This window comes from Micromonospora sp. A3M-1-15, assembly GCF_024213425.1.
Taxonomy (GTDB): domain Bacteria; phylum Actinomycetota; class Actinomycetes; order Mycobacteriales; family Micromonosporaceae; genus Micromonospora; species Micromonospora chersina.
The window spans coordinates 406,430-423,738 of the sequence record NZ_JANAVK010000005.1 but is presented as its reverse complement, the minus strand read 5'-3'; the positions used below and the strand labels follow the sequence as shown (position 1 = coordinate 423,738).

Genomic DNA, 17,309 nt, shown 5'->3' with positions numbered 1-17,309 from the left:
CCCGGTTCAGCCCCGCTCGCCGCAGCACCACTGCACCTTCTTGATTCGACGATTTTCAACACAGAGGAGTTCTCCGATGACTGTCCTGACCGAGCTGCCCGTCGTGGTGATCGGCGCTGGCCCGGTGGGTCTGGCCGCCGCCGCCCACCTGCACGAGCGTGGCCTGCCCTTCCTTGTCCTGGAGGCCGGCGACACCGCCGGCGCGGCCGTGCGGCAGTGGGGGCACGTCCGGGTGTTCTCCCCGTGGCGCTACAACGTCGACCCGGCCGCCCGCCGGCTGCTCGACGACGCCGGCTGGGTCGCCCCGGCCGAGGACGCCCTGCCCACCGGCGCGGAGCTGGTCGCCGACTACCTCCAGCCCCTCGCGGAGCTGCCACAGCTCAAGCCCCACCTGCGCTACGGCGCCCGGGTGGAGGCGATCAGTCGCTTCGGCCTGGACCGGCTGCGCACCGCCGGCCGCGAGCAGGCACCCTTCCTGATCCGCCTCGCCGGCGGCGACGAGCTGCTTGCCCGCGCGGTCATCGACGCCTCCGGCACCTGGGGCACCCCCAACGTCCTCGGCGCCTCCGGCCTGCCCGCCCGAGGCGAGAAGGACGCGGCCGCGTTCCTGGAGCACGCCCTGCCCGACGTGCTCGGCACCGACCGGCACCGCTTCGCCGGCCGACACACCCTGGTCGTGGGCGCCGGCCACTCCGCCGCGAACACCCTGCTCTCCCTGGCCGAGCTGGCCGCCACCGAGCCGGGCACCGAGGTGACCTGGGCGATCCGCTCGGCCAGCCCGGCCCGCACCTACGGCGGTGGCGACGCCGACGCCCTACCCGCCCGCGGCGCGCTCGGCTCCCGTCTGCGGGAGCACGTCGACGCCGGCCGCGTCCGGCTGCTCACCGGCTTCTCCGTGCACGCGCTCACCCCGACCGACGGCCGGGTCGCCGTGGTCGTCCGCCACGCCGACGGCGCCGACGAGTCCATCACCGTGGACCGCATCGTCGCCGCCACCGGCTTCCGGCCCGACCATTCCATCGCCGCCGAGCTGCGCCTGGACCTCGACCCGATCATGGGCGCCACCCGCGCCCTCGCCCCGCTGATCGACCCGAACGAGCACTCCTGCGGCACCGTCCCCCCGCACGGCGCCGACGAACTCGCCCACCCCGAGGTCGGCTACTACGCCGTCGGCATGAAGAGCTACGGCCGCGCGCCCACCTTCCTCATGGCCACCGGCTACGAGCAGGTCCGCTCCGTCGTCGCCGCCCTCGCCGGCGACTGGTACGCCGCCCGCGACGTCCAGCTCGACCTGCCCGAAACCGGCGTCTGCAACAGCAACCCCGCCGACTCCACCGGCACCGACAGCTGCTGCGGCCCCGCCCCGGCAGCCCAGCCCGCCGGACAGGGGCTCGCCACCGGGATCTCCGGCGGCCTGCTCTCCGCACCGCTCAACCTCATCAGCCTCGGCACCCCGACCAGCGGCCAGACCGGCGGCTGCTGCGCCAGCTGATGACCACCACCACGACGGCGCCCGCCGACCCCACGGTCGGCGGGCGCCACGGGTGGCGCATCGTCGCAGCCCTCGCCATCACCTCCACCATCGGCTACGGCACCCTCTACTACGCCTATTCGGTTCTGCTCGGCCCCATGGCCGCCAGCCTCGACGCCTCCACCACCGCCGTCACCGGCGCGCTCACCGCCAGCGTCCTCGCCGGCGCCCTCATGGCCATCCCCGTCGGCCGGTGGCTCGACCGGCACGGCGGACGAGCCCTCATGACCGCAGGCTCGATCACCGCCACCGCGCTCCTGATCGCCTGGTCCCAGGTCCACACCATCGGACAGCTCTACCCCGTCATGATCGGCATCGGCATCACCGGCGCGATGGTTCTCTACGAACCCGCCTTCGCCGTCATCGTCTCCTGGTTCACCCCCGACCGACGCCCCACCGCCCTGCTCGCGGTCACCGTCGTCGCCGGGTTCGCCAGCACCATCTTCATGCCAATCACCGGCCTGCTCGTCGCGCATTTCGGCTGGCGCGGCGCGCTGCTCACGCTCGCCGCCGTCCACGGCACAGTGACCGTGCCGCTGCACGCCCTCACCATCCGTAAACCGCCGCGCGTCAGGGCACCCAGCCCCGCGGCGCGACCGGACCACACCTCGCGTCGCGCCGCGGCGCGCGCTGCGACGCGCGACCCCAGGTTCTGGATCCTCGCCGCCGCCCTCATCGCCCACGGCGCCGCCACAAGCACCATCGGCGTTCATCTCGTCGGTTACCTCATCAGCCGCGGCCACCCGGCCACCTTCGCCGCCACCGCAGCCGGCCTGCTCGGCGTCCTGTCCGTCACCGGCAGGCTGGTCCTCACCGGCGCCCGCCGCCGGATCCCGGTCACCACGATCGTCGCCACGGTGTTCGCCATCCAGGCCGCCGCCGTCCTCGCCATGCCCCTCACCGCGGGCAGCATGGTGGGTGCCGTGGTCACCGTCACCGGATTCGGGCTCGGCTTCGGCATCGCCAGTCTCGCCACACCCGCACTCCTCGCCGACCGCTACGGCACCACCGCCTACGCCACCATCGCCGGACGCCTCGCCACCCCCGTCACCACAGCCAAAGCCACCGCGCCCGTAGTCGCGGCGGTGGTCCTTCAGCACGGCGGCTACCGGTTGCTGCTGGCCGGCGTTGTCCTGGCGTGCTTCGCCGCGGCTACGGGCATGTTCAGCATGTCAAGGAGCAGCACGGACGATGGTCCCGGCCATGTCGCCCGTCGTGCGGCCTCCACCGTTGCCGACCGCTAGCAGCAGGAGTTCTGTCTGACCCGGCAACTGCAGTGACGAGGTGACGTCGGAGCGACGATGGTTGCCCCTCCCTCGATCGATCGTGGCAGTCAGCTCGGCACAGCCACCTCCGCCGGGGCGTGCGGCGCCGGCACGGGCACGGGGACGACGACGACCGGGCAGCTCGCCTTGCGTACGCATTCCTCGCTCACCGACCCGAGGACGGTGTGCCGGAACCTGCTGTGACCGTGGCTGCCGAGAACAAGCAGATCCGCGCCACGAGCGGCATGCGTCAGCACGTCGGCGGCTCTGCCCTCCACGACCTCGGCGGCGACAGGCGACAACGAGCCTCGACGGGCCGTGAGCGCCTGGATCTCGCGTTCGAGGATGGCGCGGGCGTGCTCCTTCTCGTCCGCGGGATTGGCGGCGGTCATCGGGCCGGACTCGATCCCGTCCCACCGCCAAGCGATCACCGCCTGCACCGTGCCGCCGCGAGTCGCCGCCTCACGGGTCGCCCAGTCGAGGGCGCGCCGCCCGCCATCGGAGCCGTCCACGCCGACGACGATCAGATAGTTGTCGGTCATCTCCCTCACTCCCTCCATGTCCTTGACCTCATCGCACACCCGCTGTCGGCGGTGCGGGTAGACGCGAAGGACCTGGCCGCGCGGGGCCCTTCGACCTGTCATCAGTTCGGGCTGTGACCACTCGCATCACCGGGCGCCGGGCCCACCACAGCCGTCGGCGCGGGCTCGAGGCCTCCGTGGTCAGCGCTTCGTATCACCGGACGGGACCCGCGAACCGCCTCAGCGGTCAGGCCGGCACGGCCGCCAGTGCCTCCACACACGGGAGCGCCAGGCCACGGTCCGGCTCGAAGAGGTACGCGGAGTCGACGTCGACCCCGAACGTCACGCGCCCGCCGACCTGGAGCGGGACGTCGCCGTCCAGCCGCGCAGTCCAGTGGCCGGCGCTCGGATCGCTGTCGTCCGCCGGGTGCCACGCCTCACCGGGCGGCTCGAAGAGCACGAGCGTGGCGTTGCCGAGGAACTCCACGGCGGTCACGGTGACGTCCAGTGCCGGTGCATCGTCGGGAGCCGGCCAGGTGAATGCGTCCGGCCGCAGGCCGAGCAGAAGCGGGCCCCCGGCGAGCGCGGCTACGCTCGCGACACGCGTGTCCGGCACCGGCCAGAGTTGCCCGCCCACCTCCATGGTCGGGGCAGCGCCGGCCCGCACCGGCACCACGGCGAGGTTCATGCTCGGCGAGCCGATGAACCCGGCGACGAACGCGTTGACCGGCCGGTGGTAGAGGTCGTGCGGCGTTCCGACCTGCTGCACCCGGCCCCCTTCGAGCACCGCGACGCGATCGCCGAGGGTCATCGCCTCGACCTGGTCGTGCGTGACGTAGACGGTGGTGGTGCGGTGCTCGGCGTGCAGGCGCCGAAGCTCGGCGCGCATCGTGACGCGGAGCTGGGCGTCCAGGTTGGACAGCGGCTCGTCCATGAGCAGGACGCGGGGATTGCGGACGATGGCGCGGCCCGCGGCGACCCGCTGCCGCTGCCCGCCGGACAGCGCCTTGGGCTTGCGGTCGAGGAGCTCGGCGATGTCCAGCAGCTGCGCCACGTCGAGGACCCGCTGCTCGCGGACGGGGGCGGGGACGTGTCGGAGGCGCATACCGAACGCAAGGTTGTCCCGTACCGACAGGTGCGGGTACAGGGCGTAGTTCTGGAACACCATGGCGATGTCGCGCTCCTTCGGCGGGAGGTCGTCGACGACCTCGCCGTCGAACGAGACCGTTCCGGAGGTCGCCTCCTCCAGGCCCGCGATCACGCGCAGCACGGTCGACTTGCCACAGCCGGACGGCCCCACCAGCACGAGGAACTCGCCCTCGTCCACGGTCAGGTCCACGCCCTCGAGCACGCGGATCCCGCCCGGGAACACCTTGGTCACGTTGTCAAGGCGTACCCTCGCCATGGCGATCCTCCCCTTCCGCTCTCGGTCACTCAGCGGTCGCGGTGCTGCCCGACGGGTGGGCCGGGGCCGGTCCGGTGACCGGCCCCGGCGCTGGATCAGCTCTTCTTCCCGTTCTCGACCTTGACCGGGATCTCCATCGTCACGGGTGTCGGCTCGGCGACCTTCGCGGTGATCTCCAGGATCCCGTCGATGTAGCGGGCGGCGATGGTCTTCTCGACGACGCCGGCGGGCAGCGGGACCGTCCGGAAGGAGGATCCGTAGTGGAACTCCGAGTGGATCTTGTCCGGGTGGACGACCTCCTTGCGTTCCACCTCCAGCCGCAGCTCGCCACCGGCGAACGTGATCCGGACGTCCTTGGCGGGGTCGATGCCCGGCAACTCGGCTCGGATGACGTACTGGTCGCCCTCCAGGTAGTTCTCGATCCGGATGCTGGGCGTGAGCATCGGGAGCAGGGGCAGGTCGGCCCAGTCGAACGGGGCCAGCGTGCCACGCCTCCAGCGGGTGATTGTCGACATCACGACCTCCTTGTCGTCTCGTCGTCACCTCCAGTGAATTCCTCCACCACCACACCGAGCAGGGTCGGGCGACCCGTTTCGACAGGTCCTTCGGCGGTACGAGAACCGGTTCGGTGAGGCCCACGTCCTGGTCGCGGACGTCGGTGGTCGGCAGCGTGATCACCCGGGCGGCGTCCGCCGCCGAGGTAACGACGGCTCACCCCGTCGCCCACGCTCTCCACCGGCCGCCAGCTCTGCTCGGGTACGAGTTGGATGGTTGCCGGGTCCGGACCTTCGCCGTCCATGAGGCGTGACCGCGATGGAGTTCCCGGCACCGGATGGGCCCGGCTGACAGCCCGGACCCACCCAGTTCAGGTACGGCTGGCCGAAGGGTCAGACTCTGGCCTCTTCCCCGACCCTGGCCTGCACCGCGGCGGTCGCCTTCGGTGCCCGGCGTCCGGGCATCCACCAGTTCGCCTTGCCACACAGTTCCATCACCGCCGGGACGAGGATCATCCGGACGATCGTGGCGTCGATGAGCACGGCGACCGCCATGCCGAGACCGCCCTGCTTGACCGCGATGTCGGGGCCGAGCAGTGAGGTGGTGAAGACGGCGATCATGATGGCGGCCGCGGCCGTGATGACCTTGGCGGTCCGCGCCAGTCCGCGGGCGACGGCCGTGCGGGTGTCGCCGGTCCGCTCGTACTCCTCACGGACCCGTGAGGTCAGGAAGACCTGGTAGTCCATGGACAGGCCGAACAGGACCGGGAACATCATCATCGGCACCCAGGTCGTGACCGGCATGGCGGTGGGGAACCCGAGGGCCGGGCCGAGCCAGCCCCACTGTACGACCGCGACGATCACGCCGTAGGCGGCGCCGATGGACAGCAGGTTCATCACGGCGGCCTGAAGGGCGATCGTGACCGACCGGACCAACGCGATCAGCAGCACCATGGACATCGCGATGACGACCACGATCATCAGGGGTAGGCGCGAGCCGGACTCCTCGGCGACGTCGATGGTGCCGGCGTTCGGCCCGCCGACGAGGACGCGTTCGCCGCCGGGTGTCCGGGGCAGCACGTCGTCGCGCAGCTCGTGCACCAGGTTCGCGGTCGCCTCGTCCTGGTAACCGGTCGTGGGGAACGCGGCGAAGGTGATGGCCTGCCCGTTCCCACTGACCCGCGGTGGTGTGGTGTAGGCGATGCCCTCGGTCCTGCTGACCGCGTCGACGACGGGACCCAGGTCGGCGTTCTTGGAGTCGATCTCGGTGGCGAAGATCAGGGGTGCTCCGTAGCCCGGACCGAAGCCCTCGGAGAGGATCTCGTACGAGATGTAGCTGCTCCTGTCGTGGGGCTGGACGCTGGCGTCGGGCTGGCTCAGCCGCATCGACAGCGTGGGAGCGGCCAGCACCAGCAGGCTCACGCCGGCGAGGAGTGCGGCGACCAGCGGCCTGCGCTGGACCACGCCGGCCCAACGCTCGGCGGGCGTACGGCGCTGCGGGGACAGGGCGCCGACGGGCTGGTTCCGGCGGGACGCACGACGAGGCAGGCGCAGCGAGTGGATCCTGTGTCCGGTGAAGCCCAGGAACGCGGGCAGCAGCGTCACCGCGGCGATCATCGTCACCAGCACGATCACCGACGTGGCGGCGGCCACTCCGGTCATCAGCCGCTGTCCCATGACGACCAGGCCCAGCAACGCGATCACGACGGTCGTGCCGGCGAACAGCACGGCGCGACCGGCGGTCGAGATGGCCCTGACCGTTGCGCTCTCGGGTTCGTCGCCGTCCCGGAGGCTGTCCTTGTAGCGGGTCACGATGAACAGTGCGTAGTCGATGCCGACGCCGAGCCCGATCATCGCGCCGAAGACCAGCGTGAAATCCGGCGCGGGGACCACGTGCCCGACCAGCTTCATCAGCCCGAGGCCGGCGGCGATCGCCAGGAGGGCGGTCACGATCGGCAGGCCCATCGCCACCAGCGACCCGAAGGCGATGAACAAGATCACTGCTGCTGCCAGGATGCCCACGCTTTCGGCCGAACCCTGCGGGGGTGTCTCGGCCTTCTCCGCCATGTACCCGCCGAGCGCAAGCGTGACGCTGTCGTCGGAGGCGGCCTTGACGATGTCCACCAAGGGCTTGACCTCGCTCTTCTCCACCTCCTTGTCGCTCAGTGGGATCGTCATACGGGCGATTCGGCGGTCCGCCGTCACCAGGCTGCTGTCCTGATAGGGCGACACCACCGGCCCGGTGACAGGTGAGTCGGCGAGATCGGCGATGGCCTTCTCGATCTTCTGCCGGGAGGCAGGCTCGTCGATACCCTGGTCAGCCTTGATGGCGAGGCTGAGCCGGTCCCCCTGCTCCTCGGGAAAGTGCTTCTCCATCAGCTTCTGCGCCTTGGCCGACTGCGAGTTCCCTCCGGAGAAGTCGTTGTCGGGGGCTGCGCCGTACCCGAAGCCGACCAACGCCACGGCGATCACGCCGACGATCCAGGTCAGGAGGACCAGGCGACGGCGCCGGTAACAGAACCGGGCCAGTCCCGCCAGAGCTCCGTCCGTACGGGGATCCTCGGTTGTCATCATCTTCTCCTCATGTCATCGGTGTTCGGCGTCGAAAATGCGGGTCAGCAGAGGCGCGCTGTTCCGTGGTGCGTTCCGCAGCGGGGCGAGAATCGCCGACTCGGCGAGGTCTTCCAGCACCGTGTTGACGAAGGCCAGGTCGGCAGGGGAGAGCGACGGGGCTCGGCGGGCCAGCCGGTGCAGTTCGGCGTCGATGACGGCCCGGGTGTGCCTGTCGACCAGGACGAGAAGATCCGACCTGAGGTCGTTTGCGCACGGGGCGGACCGGCCGTCGGCGCGGGCCGGGTCAGTGGCCATGGCCCGGGCTTTCGCCATGCGCGCCGCCGAATGGCGTCGTGACGCCGTCGTAGCGGAGCCGCAGCATCATCCCCTGCTCCGCGTGGGGCAGGTTGTGGCAGTGGTTCATCCAGATCCCGGGATTCGTGGCCCGGAAGGCGACCTCCCAGGTCTCGCCCGGCCGCACATCGAACGTGTCCAGCCACAGGGGACTGCCCGTCGACGGTGTCCCGTCCCTCGACAGGACCAGCACCGGGTGGCCGTGCAGGTGCCAGGGGTGCGTTTCCAGGCTCCGGTTGACGACGGTGAACCGGACGATGTCGCCTTCGGTGACGAGCTGGTCGGGGATCGAGGGATGGCCCCGGCCGTTGACGGTCTGCGCGTACGCCGGCCGGCCGTCCACCACAGCGAGCCCGCCGTCGAGGACCAGGGTGAAGTGCCGGTCGGCGTCGCGGGCGCCGAAGGGCCTGGCGGCCGGAGCTCCGTACCGCAGCAGGTCGAGCTCCGGCAGGGCCGACGTGTCCTCGACGCCCGCATCGCCGGGGACGTCACCATGCGGGCGTAGGCGCAGTCCGCCGTCACGATCGTCGTCGACGACGAGTGTCACGGGCGTGCCCGGCATGCGGAACACCAGGTCGTGTCGCCCGCCCGCGGGCAGGCGCAGCCCGACGTCGCGGACCTCGTCGGGCTGGTTGAGGTCCCGGCCGTCGACGGCCGCCACCCGGAACAGGGTTCCGGCGAGGACGATCCGGTGCGGATTCGAGTCGGTGTTGATCAGTCGCAGCCGCACGGTGGTGCCGGGCGGTGCGGGGTGTTCGGTGCGGCCGTCCCTGCCCGCGATCACGACGGTGCCGTCGAAGGTGTGCACCGGCAGGGTCAGGTCCAGCTGCTCCGCCGCGGCAGGCCCGTCGGCTAGCTGCCCGTGGCGTGGAGTCACGACGAGGGTTCCGTACAGCCCCTTGTGTACGCCCACGTGGGACGCGTGGTGGGTGTGGTACCAGTAGGTGCCGACCTGGTCGGCGCGGAACCGGTGGACGAATTCCTCACCGGGTCGCACGGCCAGCTGGGTCAGACCCGGCACGCCGTCCTCGCCGCACGGCACGTCGTAGCCGTGCCAGTGCAGGGTCACCCCGCCCTCGATGTCGTCGTTTCGCAGCCGTACCTCGATCAGGTCACCCTGGATCGCGCTGATCGCCGGACCCGGGACCTCGCCGTTGTAGGTCCACGCGTCCATCTCGCCTCCGGACGCCAGCCGTACGGTGGCCTTCTTCGCGGTGAGCACGTGTCGCCGCACGGTGCCGCCCGGTGCCGGTGAGCCGGGGCCCCGGAGGTCGGCCACCGACACCGCCGCTCGGGACGAGCGTCCGGCGCCCCCTCCCACCGTCACCGCCTCGGCGGGGAGGAACGACAGTCCGGTGCCGGCGCCGGCCGCCGTCAGCGCGGCCGCACCGCCGCTCCAACCGAGGAACCGGCGACGCGAGATCAGGCGTCCCCCCAGCACCAGCGGGACGCCCCCACCGGCGGTCTCCTCGGCGGCCGGCGCGACCACTCGCATGGTCAGCAACGCGCCGGCGCACACCAGCGAGATCGTGATCAGAGCCGTGCTCAAGGCCAGCGGGTACCCGACCAGGAAGGTCACCACCAGACCGGCCAGCGCCGCGTAAGCCGCGGTGAACACCGCAACGACGCCGGACACCGACCAGCCGGTGCCTCGCCCCCGCCTCGCCGCGAGCAGTCGCGGGCCGGCGAGCAGCACGGCGCCGGCCGCGGCGGCCCCCAGCATCGGCAACCCCAGGAGCACCTTCTCCTGTACGAACCACCAGCCCCTGCCGGCCAGCATCGCCACGGTGCCCACCCGGATAAGCGTCACGAGCACCGCGGCGACGAGGACGGCAGGCGCCAGCCGGGTACGCCGCAGCGCCAGTGTGACGCCGGCCGCGAACCACGCGGCGACGCTCAGCAGCGCGGCGACGTGATCCAGAACGATCCACAGCCCGGTGGTCATGGCGCCTGTCGCGCGGGCGTGGCCGCCCCGGACAGCGGCGTAGCTGACCTGGACAGCTGCCTGGCCTGGCGGACGACCATCCCGGTCACCGCCATGATGGCGAGACCGTTGACCGCGTGCAGGCCGAAGACGAGCCCGCCGGCGGTGCCGTCGAGCGCTGTGGCGATCCCCTTGATCACGAACTGGACGAGCGCGAGCCCGGCGACCAGGCCGCTCATCCCGATGAGCCGCCCGGGCATCCGGGCGGTCGCGGCGAGGACGGTCACCAGGACCGCGATCAGAACAATTCCGCCGCCCAACGCGCGGTGGGGCTGGAAGGACTCGTCGTTGGGCGCCGTGTCGAACGCACCGCTGGCGGCCAGGAAGAACTGCGTGACGACGGCAAGCATCTGCAGGGCCGCCAGGCCGGCGAAGAATCTACGCATGGCGCGCCCCCCGAAGCGGGTGGAGGTGATCGGTCATGGCGGTGATCGTCGCGCCGGGGCGGCTGCCGTGGCCTCGGGCAGCGGGAGGCAGCATCTACGCAGTTGGGCGTAGACGGCCTCGTATCTCACTACGCCCGCCGGCGTAGCAGGTCGCGCGTTCGGGCGCAGCGTCGTCCACGGGTGCGAACCGTAGGATCACCGCATGGATCAGCGTGCCGTGTCGTTTCCCCTGCGGGTGGTGGCGCAGGACGTGGCGCTCGCGCTCTTCATCGCCGTGATGCAGGTGCAGGGCACGGTCGCCAAGGTTGCCGCCGACGGGGCGCCGCGCCCGCTCACCGACTTCGGAAACCTCGGATTCGCGCTGCTCGCGCTGAGTGGCCTGGTCGTGGCGGTCCGCCGCCGGTGGCCGGTTCCGGTGTTCGTCACCACCGCCCTCGCCAGCCTGGTGTACTTCAGCCTCGACTTCCCGGACGGACCGGGCTGGCTCGGGCTCTTCGTCGCCCTGTACACCCTCACCGCGTACGGTGACGGCCGCCGGTCATTGGTGATCGCGGGTGTGGGAACCACCGTGCTGGCCGTCGGGTGGCTCATCGCGGCGGCCGACATCGAGCCACGCGCCGCCATCGGCTGGGTGTTCTTCCGGATCGGTGCGTCGGTCATGAGCGCGGCCCTCGGCGAGTCCGTCCGGTCCCGACGGGTCATCGCCACCGAAGCTCAGGCCCGCGCCGAGCTGGCCGAGCGAACTCGCGAGGAGGAGGCGCGGGCGCGGGTCGACGCTGAACGACTCCGGATCGCCCGCGAGGTGCACGACACTGTCGCGCACGCCATAGCGATCATCAACGTCCAGTCCGGTGTCACCGCGCACGTGCTCGACAAGAGGCCGGAAGTGGCACGCGAGGCGCTGCAAGCCATCGAACAGACCAGCTCTCGGGCGCTGCGAGAGATGCGGGCCATCCTCGGAGTGCTCCGTGACGAGAACGACGGGCGCGTGCCGTACCCCGGGCTTGAGCAGATCGACGAACTCACCGCCAAGGCCCGCGCTGCCGGACTCGACATCAATCTCGAGCAGACCCCGCCCGCGGCGCCGTTGCCGAGCGCGGTGGGGAGCGCAGCCTACCGGATCCTGCAGGAATCGATCACCAACGTGATCCGCCACGTCGGTCCGACCCGGGTGACGGTAGCCCTGAAGCCGGGGATCGACGTCCTGGAGATCCGCGTGACCGATGAGGGCCGCCGGGCCGCCCCAGGTGATCACCCGGCGGGCTCGCACGTGTCGCCCCGGCGTCCGACCGGCACCGGCAGCTCGACCAGGCCCGGCCGCGGGATCCTCGGAATGCGCGAGCGCTGTCAATTGCTGGGCGGAGAACTCGACGCCGAGCCGACTCCGGCCGGAGGGTTCGAGATCACGGCCCGGCTGCCCCTCGCGCCGACCGGGTCCCGCCTGTGAACGCGCCGGACGCGTCGCCATCAGGCAACCCTCCGATCAAGGTGCTGCTCGCCGACGACGAGGGCCTCGTGCGATCCGGGTTCAAGATGCTGCTCGACGTCGAGGACGACATCACGGTGGTGGGAGAGGCCACCAACGGCGCCGAAGCCGTCGCGCTGGCCCGCGCCAACCGCCCGGACGTCGTCCTCATGGACATCCGCATGCCGAAGCTGGACGGGATCCAAGCCACCACCCAGATCACCGGGACGCACGGGCTGGAACAGGTCCGGGTACTCATCCTCACCACCTATGACACCGACGCCCACGTGTTCGAGGCGCTACAAGCCGGCGCCAGCGGCTTCCTGCTCAAGGACGCCGGACCCGCCGAGCTCCTGCACGCCATCCGGGTGGTCGCCGCCGGAGAAGCGCTGCTCGCGCCGCGGATCACCCGACGCCTCATCGGCCAGTTCACCGCGCAACGAACAGTCAATCAGGCCGCGGAGGGCCGGCTCGCGGTGCTGACCCAGCGCGAGCGCGAAGTGCTGGCCCTCGTGGGACAGGGCCTGAGCAACAACGAGATCGGGAACAAGTTGTTCCTCAGCCCGGCCACCGCGCGCACCCATGTCAGCCACGCGATGGCGAAGCTGGGTGCGCGCGACCGTGCGCAACTCGTTGTCATCGCCTATCAGGCAGGACTGGTCAGCCCGAACATGGCACCCTGAGCGGACCGAGGACTCCGACACCAGCCGTGATTGGCCTGACCGCGGCCTAAGGTCGGTCGGTATGCAGCCACGCGACGAGGCGACGATGACGATCGGTGAGATTGCCGGCACGTTCGGGCTGGCCACCCACGTGTTGCGGCACTGGGAGTCGGTGGGGCTGCTGACGCCGGACCGGGTCGTGGCCGGGCGCCGCCGTTACCGCTCCGCCGACCTGTACCGGGTCGCGACGATCCTGCGCGCCAAGGAGGCGGGACTGTCGCTGGAGCAGATCCGTGAGCTGGTGACCTCCGCCGTGCCGGCGCGGCGGCGGGAGATCCTGCTCCGTCACCGCGTGGGCCTCGTCGCACGCATCGACGCGCTGCAGGACTCGCTGCGGTTCATCGACGGGGGCCTGGAGTGCGAGCACGAGGACTTCACCGTGTGCCCGCACTACCAGGCCATGGTCCGCGAGCGGATCGGGCCGCAGGCCGCACCTCACGTACCCGCCCTCCAGCGGGAGGTCAGATCGGAGGGATCAGGGGCAGCGGGCTGAGGCGACGAACATCGGAAGGGCCACGAACAGTCGTCCGCTGCTCGCCCGGGACCGCTGGTCGCGCACCCAGGCAGCACCCTGCTCAGTGGTGACGTTACCCGCGGTGACGGCCTTGGCGGCGAAGGCCTCGACCATCGGCAGGAATCCGGGTTCGGTGAAGATGCCGGTGTGCGCTTCGACGGTGACGTCCTGGAATCCGGCGTCGAGGAGCAGGTTCCGGTAGGCCCGGGCCGCCTGGGGGCTCGGGAGGGAGTCGGCCTGGCTGCGCAGGATCGCCCTGGTGAGGTCCGGGTGGGATGAGTCGACCATCAGCGCGTCCCAGTCCTGTCCGACCAGCACGATCCGTCCACCCGGGGTCAGCACACGGTGTGCCTCCGCCAGCGCCGCGGCGGGGTCCGGCAGGAGGTGCAGGACCTTGTCCGCCCGGTAGCCCGACACCGCCTGGTCGGGGAGCGGGAGGGACTCGGCGCTGCCCATCCGGAACTCGGCTGCCGGCCAGCGGCGGCGGGCCGTGGCGATCATCAGCTCGTCCGGGTCGACACCGATCGCGGCGGCGCCGCGTTGGTGGAGTTCGGCCGTCGCGCGTCCGGTGCCGCAGCCCACGTCGACGACGGAGGCGCCGGGGGAGAGTTCCAGCAGTTCGTAGCTGCGGTGTCGTAGACGTACCACGCCCGGCTCGGTCTCCGCGGCGTCGAGTCGCGCGATCAGTCCGGCAGTGGCGTCCATCGTGTCTTCGCTCATGGGCGACACCCTCCGACTTCAGGTCGACCTGAAGTCAAGGGGCCGTCCCACCAGTGGATGACGCGTCGTCGGTAGGCACGAATCGGGCCTGCGGCGTCATGCTCGACCAGCTCTCCTGAGCCGAGCAGTCGCCGGCGCGTGACCTGGCCGAAGCGCTCACGCAGACCGCCGCCGACGCGACGAAGGGCAACGCGAACACGTCCAGACCGGTCACCTGTTCGGTGACGGCGAGCAGGGCCGCCGCGCCGAGCAGCATGCTGCCCGCGCTCAGCGCGACGACCCTGGCCTCCCGCCGGCTGGTTCGTGACCGCAGGGTGGCGGAGGACATGGCGTTACCGCGTCCGCCGCAGGAAGGCGCGGATCAGGCCTGCGATCTCGTCGCCGTGGGTCTCCAGCGCGAAGTGGCCGGTGTCCAGCAGGTGGATCTCGGCGTCGGGCAGGTCTCGGGCGTACGCCTCGGCGCCGGCGGGGCCGAAGATCTCGTCGTGCCGGCCCCAGGTGACGAGCGTGGCCGGCTGGTGCTGACGGAAGTACCGCTGGAAGTCCGGGTAGACGTCCAGGTTGAACTGGTAGTCCCAGAAGAGTTGCAGCTGGATCTCCTTGTTGCCGGGCCGGTCCAGGCCGGCCTGGTCGAGCAGCCATGTCTCCGGGGCGATCCGGTCGAGGCGGTCAGCCGGCACGCCGTGGACGTACTGCCAGCGCGTCGCTTCAACCTCCAGCAGCCGCCGGACCGCGGGCTCGTGGGCCTGGCGGTCCTTGGCGTGGTCGAAGAGGACGTTCCAGAACGGCGTGAAGCCCTCGGTGTAGGCGTTGCCGCTCTGGGTGATCAGCCCGGTGACTCGCTGCGGGTGGCGGCTGGCGACCCGCAGGCCGATCGGTGCCCCGTAGTCGTGCAGGTACAGCGCGAACCGGTCGATGCCGAGGGTGTCGAGCAGGCCGAGCGTGATCTCGGTGAGCCGCTCGAAGCTGTAGTCGAACTGGTCCACCGGCGGGGCCGACGACTGCCCGAAGCCGACGTGGTCGGGCGCGACGAGGTGGAACTCGTCGGCCAGCGCGGGGATCAGGTTGCGGAACATGTGCGAGCTGGTGGGGAAGCCGTGCAGCAGGACCAACGTCGGCCGGCTCGGATCGCCGGCCTCACGGTAGAAGACCTGCTGGCCCGCGACGGTGACCAGGTGATGACGGGTGGCGAAAGGCGACATGCCCGCTCCTCGGCGACAATGGAGAACGATCGTTCTCCGACTGGTTGCTACCGTAGGAGAACGACAGTTCTCCGCGCAAGGGGCTTTGACATGGACCACACGACGGCCGAGACCCGGCTGCTCGACGCGGCCGACACGCTCTTCTACGAGCGCGGCATCCAGGCCGTCGGCATGGACGCCATCCGGGCCGCCTCCGGCGTCTCGCTCAAGCGCACCTACCAGCTCTTCCCGTCCAAGGAGCACCTGGTCGAGGCGGTGCTGCGGCGGCGCGACCTGGCCATCCGCGCGGAGCTGGAGGCGTACACGTCGGCGCGGACGACCCCGACGGAGCGGATCCTGGCGGTCTTCGACTACCTCTACGAGTGGTTCGGCCAGCCCGACTACCGAGGGTGCGCCTTCATCAACTCGTTCGCCGAACTCGGCGGGGCGTCGGAGAACGTCGTCGAGATCGTCCGCACCCACAAGCGGGCCTTCGCCGAGCACATCGCCGCTCTCGTCGCGGCCGCGGGCCAGCCTCCCGCGCGCGCCGGGCAGCTGCTCATCCTGGCGAACGGGGCGATGGTCACCGCGGCGATCGCCGGCAGCCCCGAGCCGGCCCGCGAAGCCCGCGCAGCCGCGCAGCGCCTGCTCGACGGGGGCGTCGCGGACTGACCGTCCCGCCGGACGAAACGGCGCCGCCGCCGACGACGTCCACTGACGGGAGCGGGTTGCCGGTGGCCGACGCCGGAAGGCTACGGCGGCGCCGGTCAGCGGGCCTTTCTGGTCGCCCGCTTGCGGGGCGGCGTCAACAGCTCGGCGATCGCCGCGAGCGCGGACGGCACCAGGCGGTAGTACGCCCAGACGCCCCGCTTCTCCCGCTCGAGCAGGCCGGCCTCGGTGAGGATCCGGAGGTGATGGCTGACGGTCGGCTGGGAGAGGCCGAGCGGCGTGGTGAGGTCACTGACGGACGCCTCGCCCTCGGGAGCGGACTGGATCAGACTGAGCAGTCGCAGCCGGGCCGGGTCGGCGACGGCCTTCAGCACTCCCGCGAGCCGTTCGGCATCGGCACGTTTGATCGGCTCGCCGGCAAGCGGCGAGACAGCAGGTGCAGCGGTTTTCGGGGTTCCCACGTCATGCATCGTTCCACCAACAGCATCAACAGGCTGGCATAACCCGCGACCGGGCCACCGACAGTCCGCGGGCAGTTCGTCCTGCGGGTTGCCGGGGGTGGAGGGGCCGGCCGGGACTGGCGGGTGCCCGTCCCGGCCGGCTGCCGACTCAGCTCACCTGCTCAGGAGTGGTTGCCAGCCGTCGCGGTAGCGCACGCCGCGAGGTTGCAGTCGGATCTGGTCGTGCACTGTTCCGGACGCCGGCTCGGTTCGTATCGCCTGGGGCCGGTCCACCACGACGCAGACGTCCTCGCCCGGCCACCACCAGCCGCAGGAGCGGGCCAGACCGGCCCAGGCGTCGAGGTGTTCGGCCTCGTCCGGCCCGTACCGGGCAAGGCCGAGCCGATGCAGCACGTCGTAGTAGGCGATCCATGACGCGTCCTGCTGCCCGTACCAGCACACGGGCACCGGGCCGTCGCCCGCGAGCGCCGCACGCACGGGTAGGCAGTACCCGTGCGCGAGGCTCCGGTGCAACGCCGTGCGTACGCCTTGGTGCAGCACGACAGCGAGCGGAACGCCGCTGTCGAGCGCCCGCAGCGGCGCTAGTTCGGGCCATGGTTCCTTGGTCTTGCTCGTGCGCACGGGTGACAGTTCTGGATCGGTGTGAGTGACGCCCGCGCTCAGCGCGCCGCGCAGTTGTGAGGTGATCATGGCAATGTCGCTCGCCAGCGGTGGCGTCCCGCGCGGCCGGGGGTCCCGGATGCGCTCGTAGAGTTGATCGAGGGTGGGCCAGCCGTTGATCAGAGGGCGCGCCTTGTCCGGCGAGTCGACCCATTCGAACCGGGGTCGCGGCCGTGATGCCCTCGCGTAGATGGCGGTCAGGCAGCGCTCGGCGGTCGACCTGTCCGCCGGCTGCGTGGACAGGGCGTGGTCGAGCCATTCCTGGCGGATCCGGATGGCCTGCTGCCACAGGTCGTGAGGTGTGCCGCTGCGCACGGCCGGTAATGGTTTCGCGGCGTCGTCGCGCCGCGCGGGGGCGCTCACCGCGCCGGGGCGTAGCCGCCCTTCCGGTCAGAGATCATGGAACGACTATGGCCCGTAGGGC

General features: G+C 71.2%; 18 protein-coding genes. 6 read left to right on the top strand and 12 right to left on the bottom strand.

Going from position 1 to position 17,309, the window contains the following annotated elements; genetic code table 11:
• The first annotated feature begins 76 nt into the window (after positions 1-76).
• On the top strand, positions 77-1,492 hold the full coding sequence (locus NLX85_RS25870; protein ID WP_254339321.1) for an FAD-dependent oxidoreductase: 1,416 nt from the start codon (positions 77-79) through the stop codon (positions 1,490-1,492).
• Positions 1,492-2,775, top strand: a complete 1,284-nt coding sequence (locus NLX85_RS25865) for an MFS transporter (RefSeq protein WP_254339320.1) — start codon at positions 1,492-1,494, stop codon at positions 2,773-2,775. Before NLX85_RS25870 ends, NLX85_RS25865 begins: the two co-directional genes overlap by 1 nt.
• 89 nt (positions 2,776-2,864) lie before the next feature.
• Here the strand turns inward: NLX85_RS25865 and NLX85_RS25860 are convergent, their stop codons facing one another.
• The 7 genes from NLX85_RS25860 to NLX85_RS25830 form a co-directional block, all read right to left on the bottom strand.
• Positions 2,865-3,377 carry a universal stress protein gene (locus NLX85_RS25860; RefSeq protein ID WP_254339318.1) on the bottom strand — a complete coding sequence of 171 codons (513 nt, stop codon included), beginning with the start codon at positions 3,375-3,377 and terminating at the stop codon, positions 2,865-2,867.
• A 187-nt stretch (positions 3,378-3,564) separates the two neighbouring features.
• Positions 3,565-4,722: an ABC transporter ATP-binding protein gene (locus NLX85_RS33310; protein WP_305885067.1), complete on the bottom strand. Its 1,158-nt coding sequence runs from the start codon at positions 4,720-4,722 to the stop codon at positions 3,565-3,567.
• Between the two features lie 95 nt (positions 4,723-4,817).
• Complete coding sequence (locus NLX85_RS25850; protein ID WP_254339316.1) at positions 4,818-5,237, bottom strand: Hsp20/alpha crystallin family protein; 420 nt, start codon at positions 5,235-5,237, stop codon at positions 4,818-4,820.
• Between the two features lie 372 nt (positions 5,238-5,609).
• Positions 5,610-7,787, bottom strand: coding sequence for an MMPL family transporter (locus tag NLX85_RS25845; protein WP_254339314.1), 2,178 nt, complete (start codon positions 7,785-7,787; stop codon positions 5,610-5,612).
• A 15-nt stretch (positions 7,788-7,802) separates the two neighbouring features.
• Positions 7,803-8,084 carry a hypothetical protein gene (locus NLX85_RS25840; RefSeq protein WP_254339312.1) on the bottom strand — a complete coding sequence of 94 codons (282 nt, stop codon included), beginning with the start codon at positions 8,082-8,084 and terminating at the stop codon, positions 7,803-7,805.
• Positions 8,074-10,068: a multicopper oxidase family protein gene (locus NLX85_RS25835; RefSeq protein WP_254339309.1), complete on the bottom strand. Its 1,995-nt coding sequence runs from the start codon at positions 10,066-10,068 to the stop codon at positions 8,074-8,076. The genes NLX85_RS25840 and NLX85_RS25835 overlap by 11 nt, the downstream gene beginning before the upstream one ends.
• Positions 10,065-10,493, bottom strand: a complete 429-nt coding sequence (locus NLX85_RS25830; protein ID WP_254339307.1) for a DUF6220 domain-containing protein — start codon at positions 10,491-10,493, stop codon at positions 10,065-10,067. The genes NLX85_RS25835 and NLX85_RS25830 overlap by 4 nt, the downstream gene beginning before the upstream one ends.
• A gap of 202 nt (positions 10,494-10,695) precedes the next feature.
• Here NLX85_RS25830 and NLX85_RS25825 point away from each other — a divergent pair, with 202 nt between their 5' ends.
• The 3 genes from NLX85_RS25825 to NLX85_RS25815 all read left to right on the top strand — a co-directional run bounded on the left by NLX85_RS25825 (position 10,696) and on the right by NLX85_RS25815 (position 13,173).
• A complete protein-coding gene (locus tag NLX85_RS25825; protein ID WP_254339305.1) occupies positions 10,696-11,940 on the top strand; it encodes a sensor histidine kinase in 1,245 nt (414 codons plus the stop codon).
• Positions 11,937-12,641 (top strand): response regulator transcription factor, encoded by a 705-nt coding sequence (locus NLX85_RS25820; protein WP_308210822.1) that lies wholly within the window; start codon positions 11,937-11,939, stop codon positions 12,639-12,641. Before NLX85_RS25825 ends, NLX85_RS25820 begins: the two co-directional genes overlap by 4 nt.
• 85 nt (positions 12,642-12,726) lie before the next feature.
• The gene (locus NLX85_RS25815; protein ID WP_254339303.1) at positions 12,727-13,173 is read left to right on the top strand and encodes a MerR family transcriptional regulator; all 447 of its coding nucleotides are present in this window, start codon (positions 12,727-12,729) and stop codon (positions 13,171-13,173) included.
• Here the strand turns inward: NLX85_RS25815 and NLX85_RS25810 are convergent.
• Genes NLX85_RS25810 through NLX85_RS25800 form a run of 3 tightly spaced genes read right to left on the bottom strand, consistent with a single transcriptional unit; the run spans position 13,156 to position 15,116 of the window.
• Positions 13,156-13,914 (bottom strand): methyltransferase domain-containing protein, encoded by a 759-nt coding sequence (locus tag NLX85_RS25810; protein ID WP_254339301.1) that lies wholly within the window; start codon positions 13,912-13,914, stop codon positions 13,156-13,158. The genes NLX85_RS25815 and NLX85_RS25810 overlap by 18 nt on opposite strands.
• 34 nt (positions 13,915-13,948) lie before the next feature.
• Positions 13,949-14,242, bottom strand: coding sequence for a hypothetical protein (locus NLX85_RS25805; RefSeq protein WP_254339299.1), 294 nt, complete (start codon positions 14,240-14,242; stop codon positions 13,949-13,951).
• Between the two features lie 4 nt (positions 14,243-14,246).
• Positions 14,247-15,116, bottom strand: a complete 870-nt coding sequence (locus NLX85_RS25800; protein WP_254339297.1) for an alpha/beta fold hydrolase — start codon at positions 15,114-15,116, stop codon at positions 14,247-14,249.
• A gap of 90 nt (positions 15,117-15,206) precedes the next feature.
• Between NLX85_RS25800 and NLX85_RS25795 the strand changes: the two genes are divergently transcribed.
• A complete protein-coding gene (locus NLX85_RS25795; protein WP_254339295.1) occupies positions 15,207-15,767 on the top strand; it encodes a TetR/AcrR family transcriptional regulator in 561 nt (186 codons plus the stop codon).
• A 95-nt stretch (positions 15,768-15,862) separates the two neighbouring features.
• Here NLX85_RS25795 and NLX85_RS25790 read toward each other — a convergent pair whose 3' ends face one another.
• Both NLX85_RS25790 and NLX85_RS25785 read right to left on the bottom strand, forming a co-directional pair.
• Positions 15,863-16,234 carry a helix-turn-helix transcriptional regulator gene (locus NLX85_RS25790; RefSeq protein WP_254339293.1) on the bottom strand — a complete coding sequence of 124 codons (372 nt, stop codon included), beginning with the start codon at positions 16,232-16,234 and terminating at the stop codon, positions 15,863-15,865.
• Positions 16,235-16,378: 144 nt separating this feature from the next.
• Entirely contained in the window at positions 16,379-17,248 is an 870-nt protein-coding gene (locus tag NLX85_RS25785; protein WP_254339291.1) for a DUF6745 domain-containing protein, read from the bottom strand.
• Positions 17,249-17,309 lie beyond the last annotated feature (61 nt).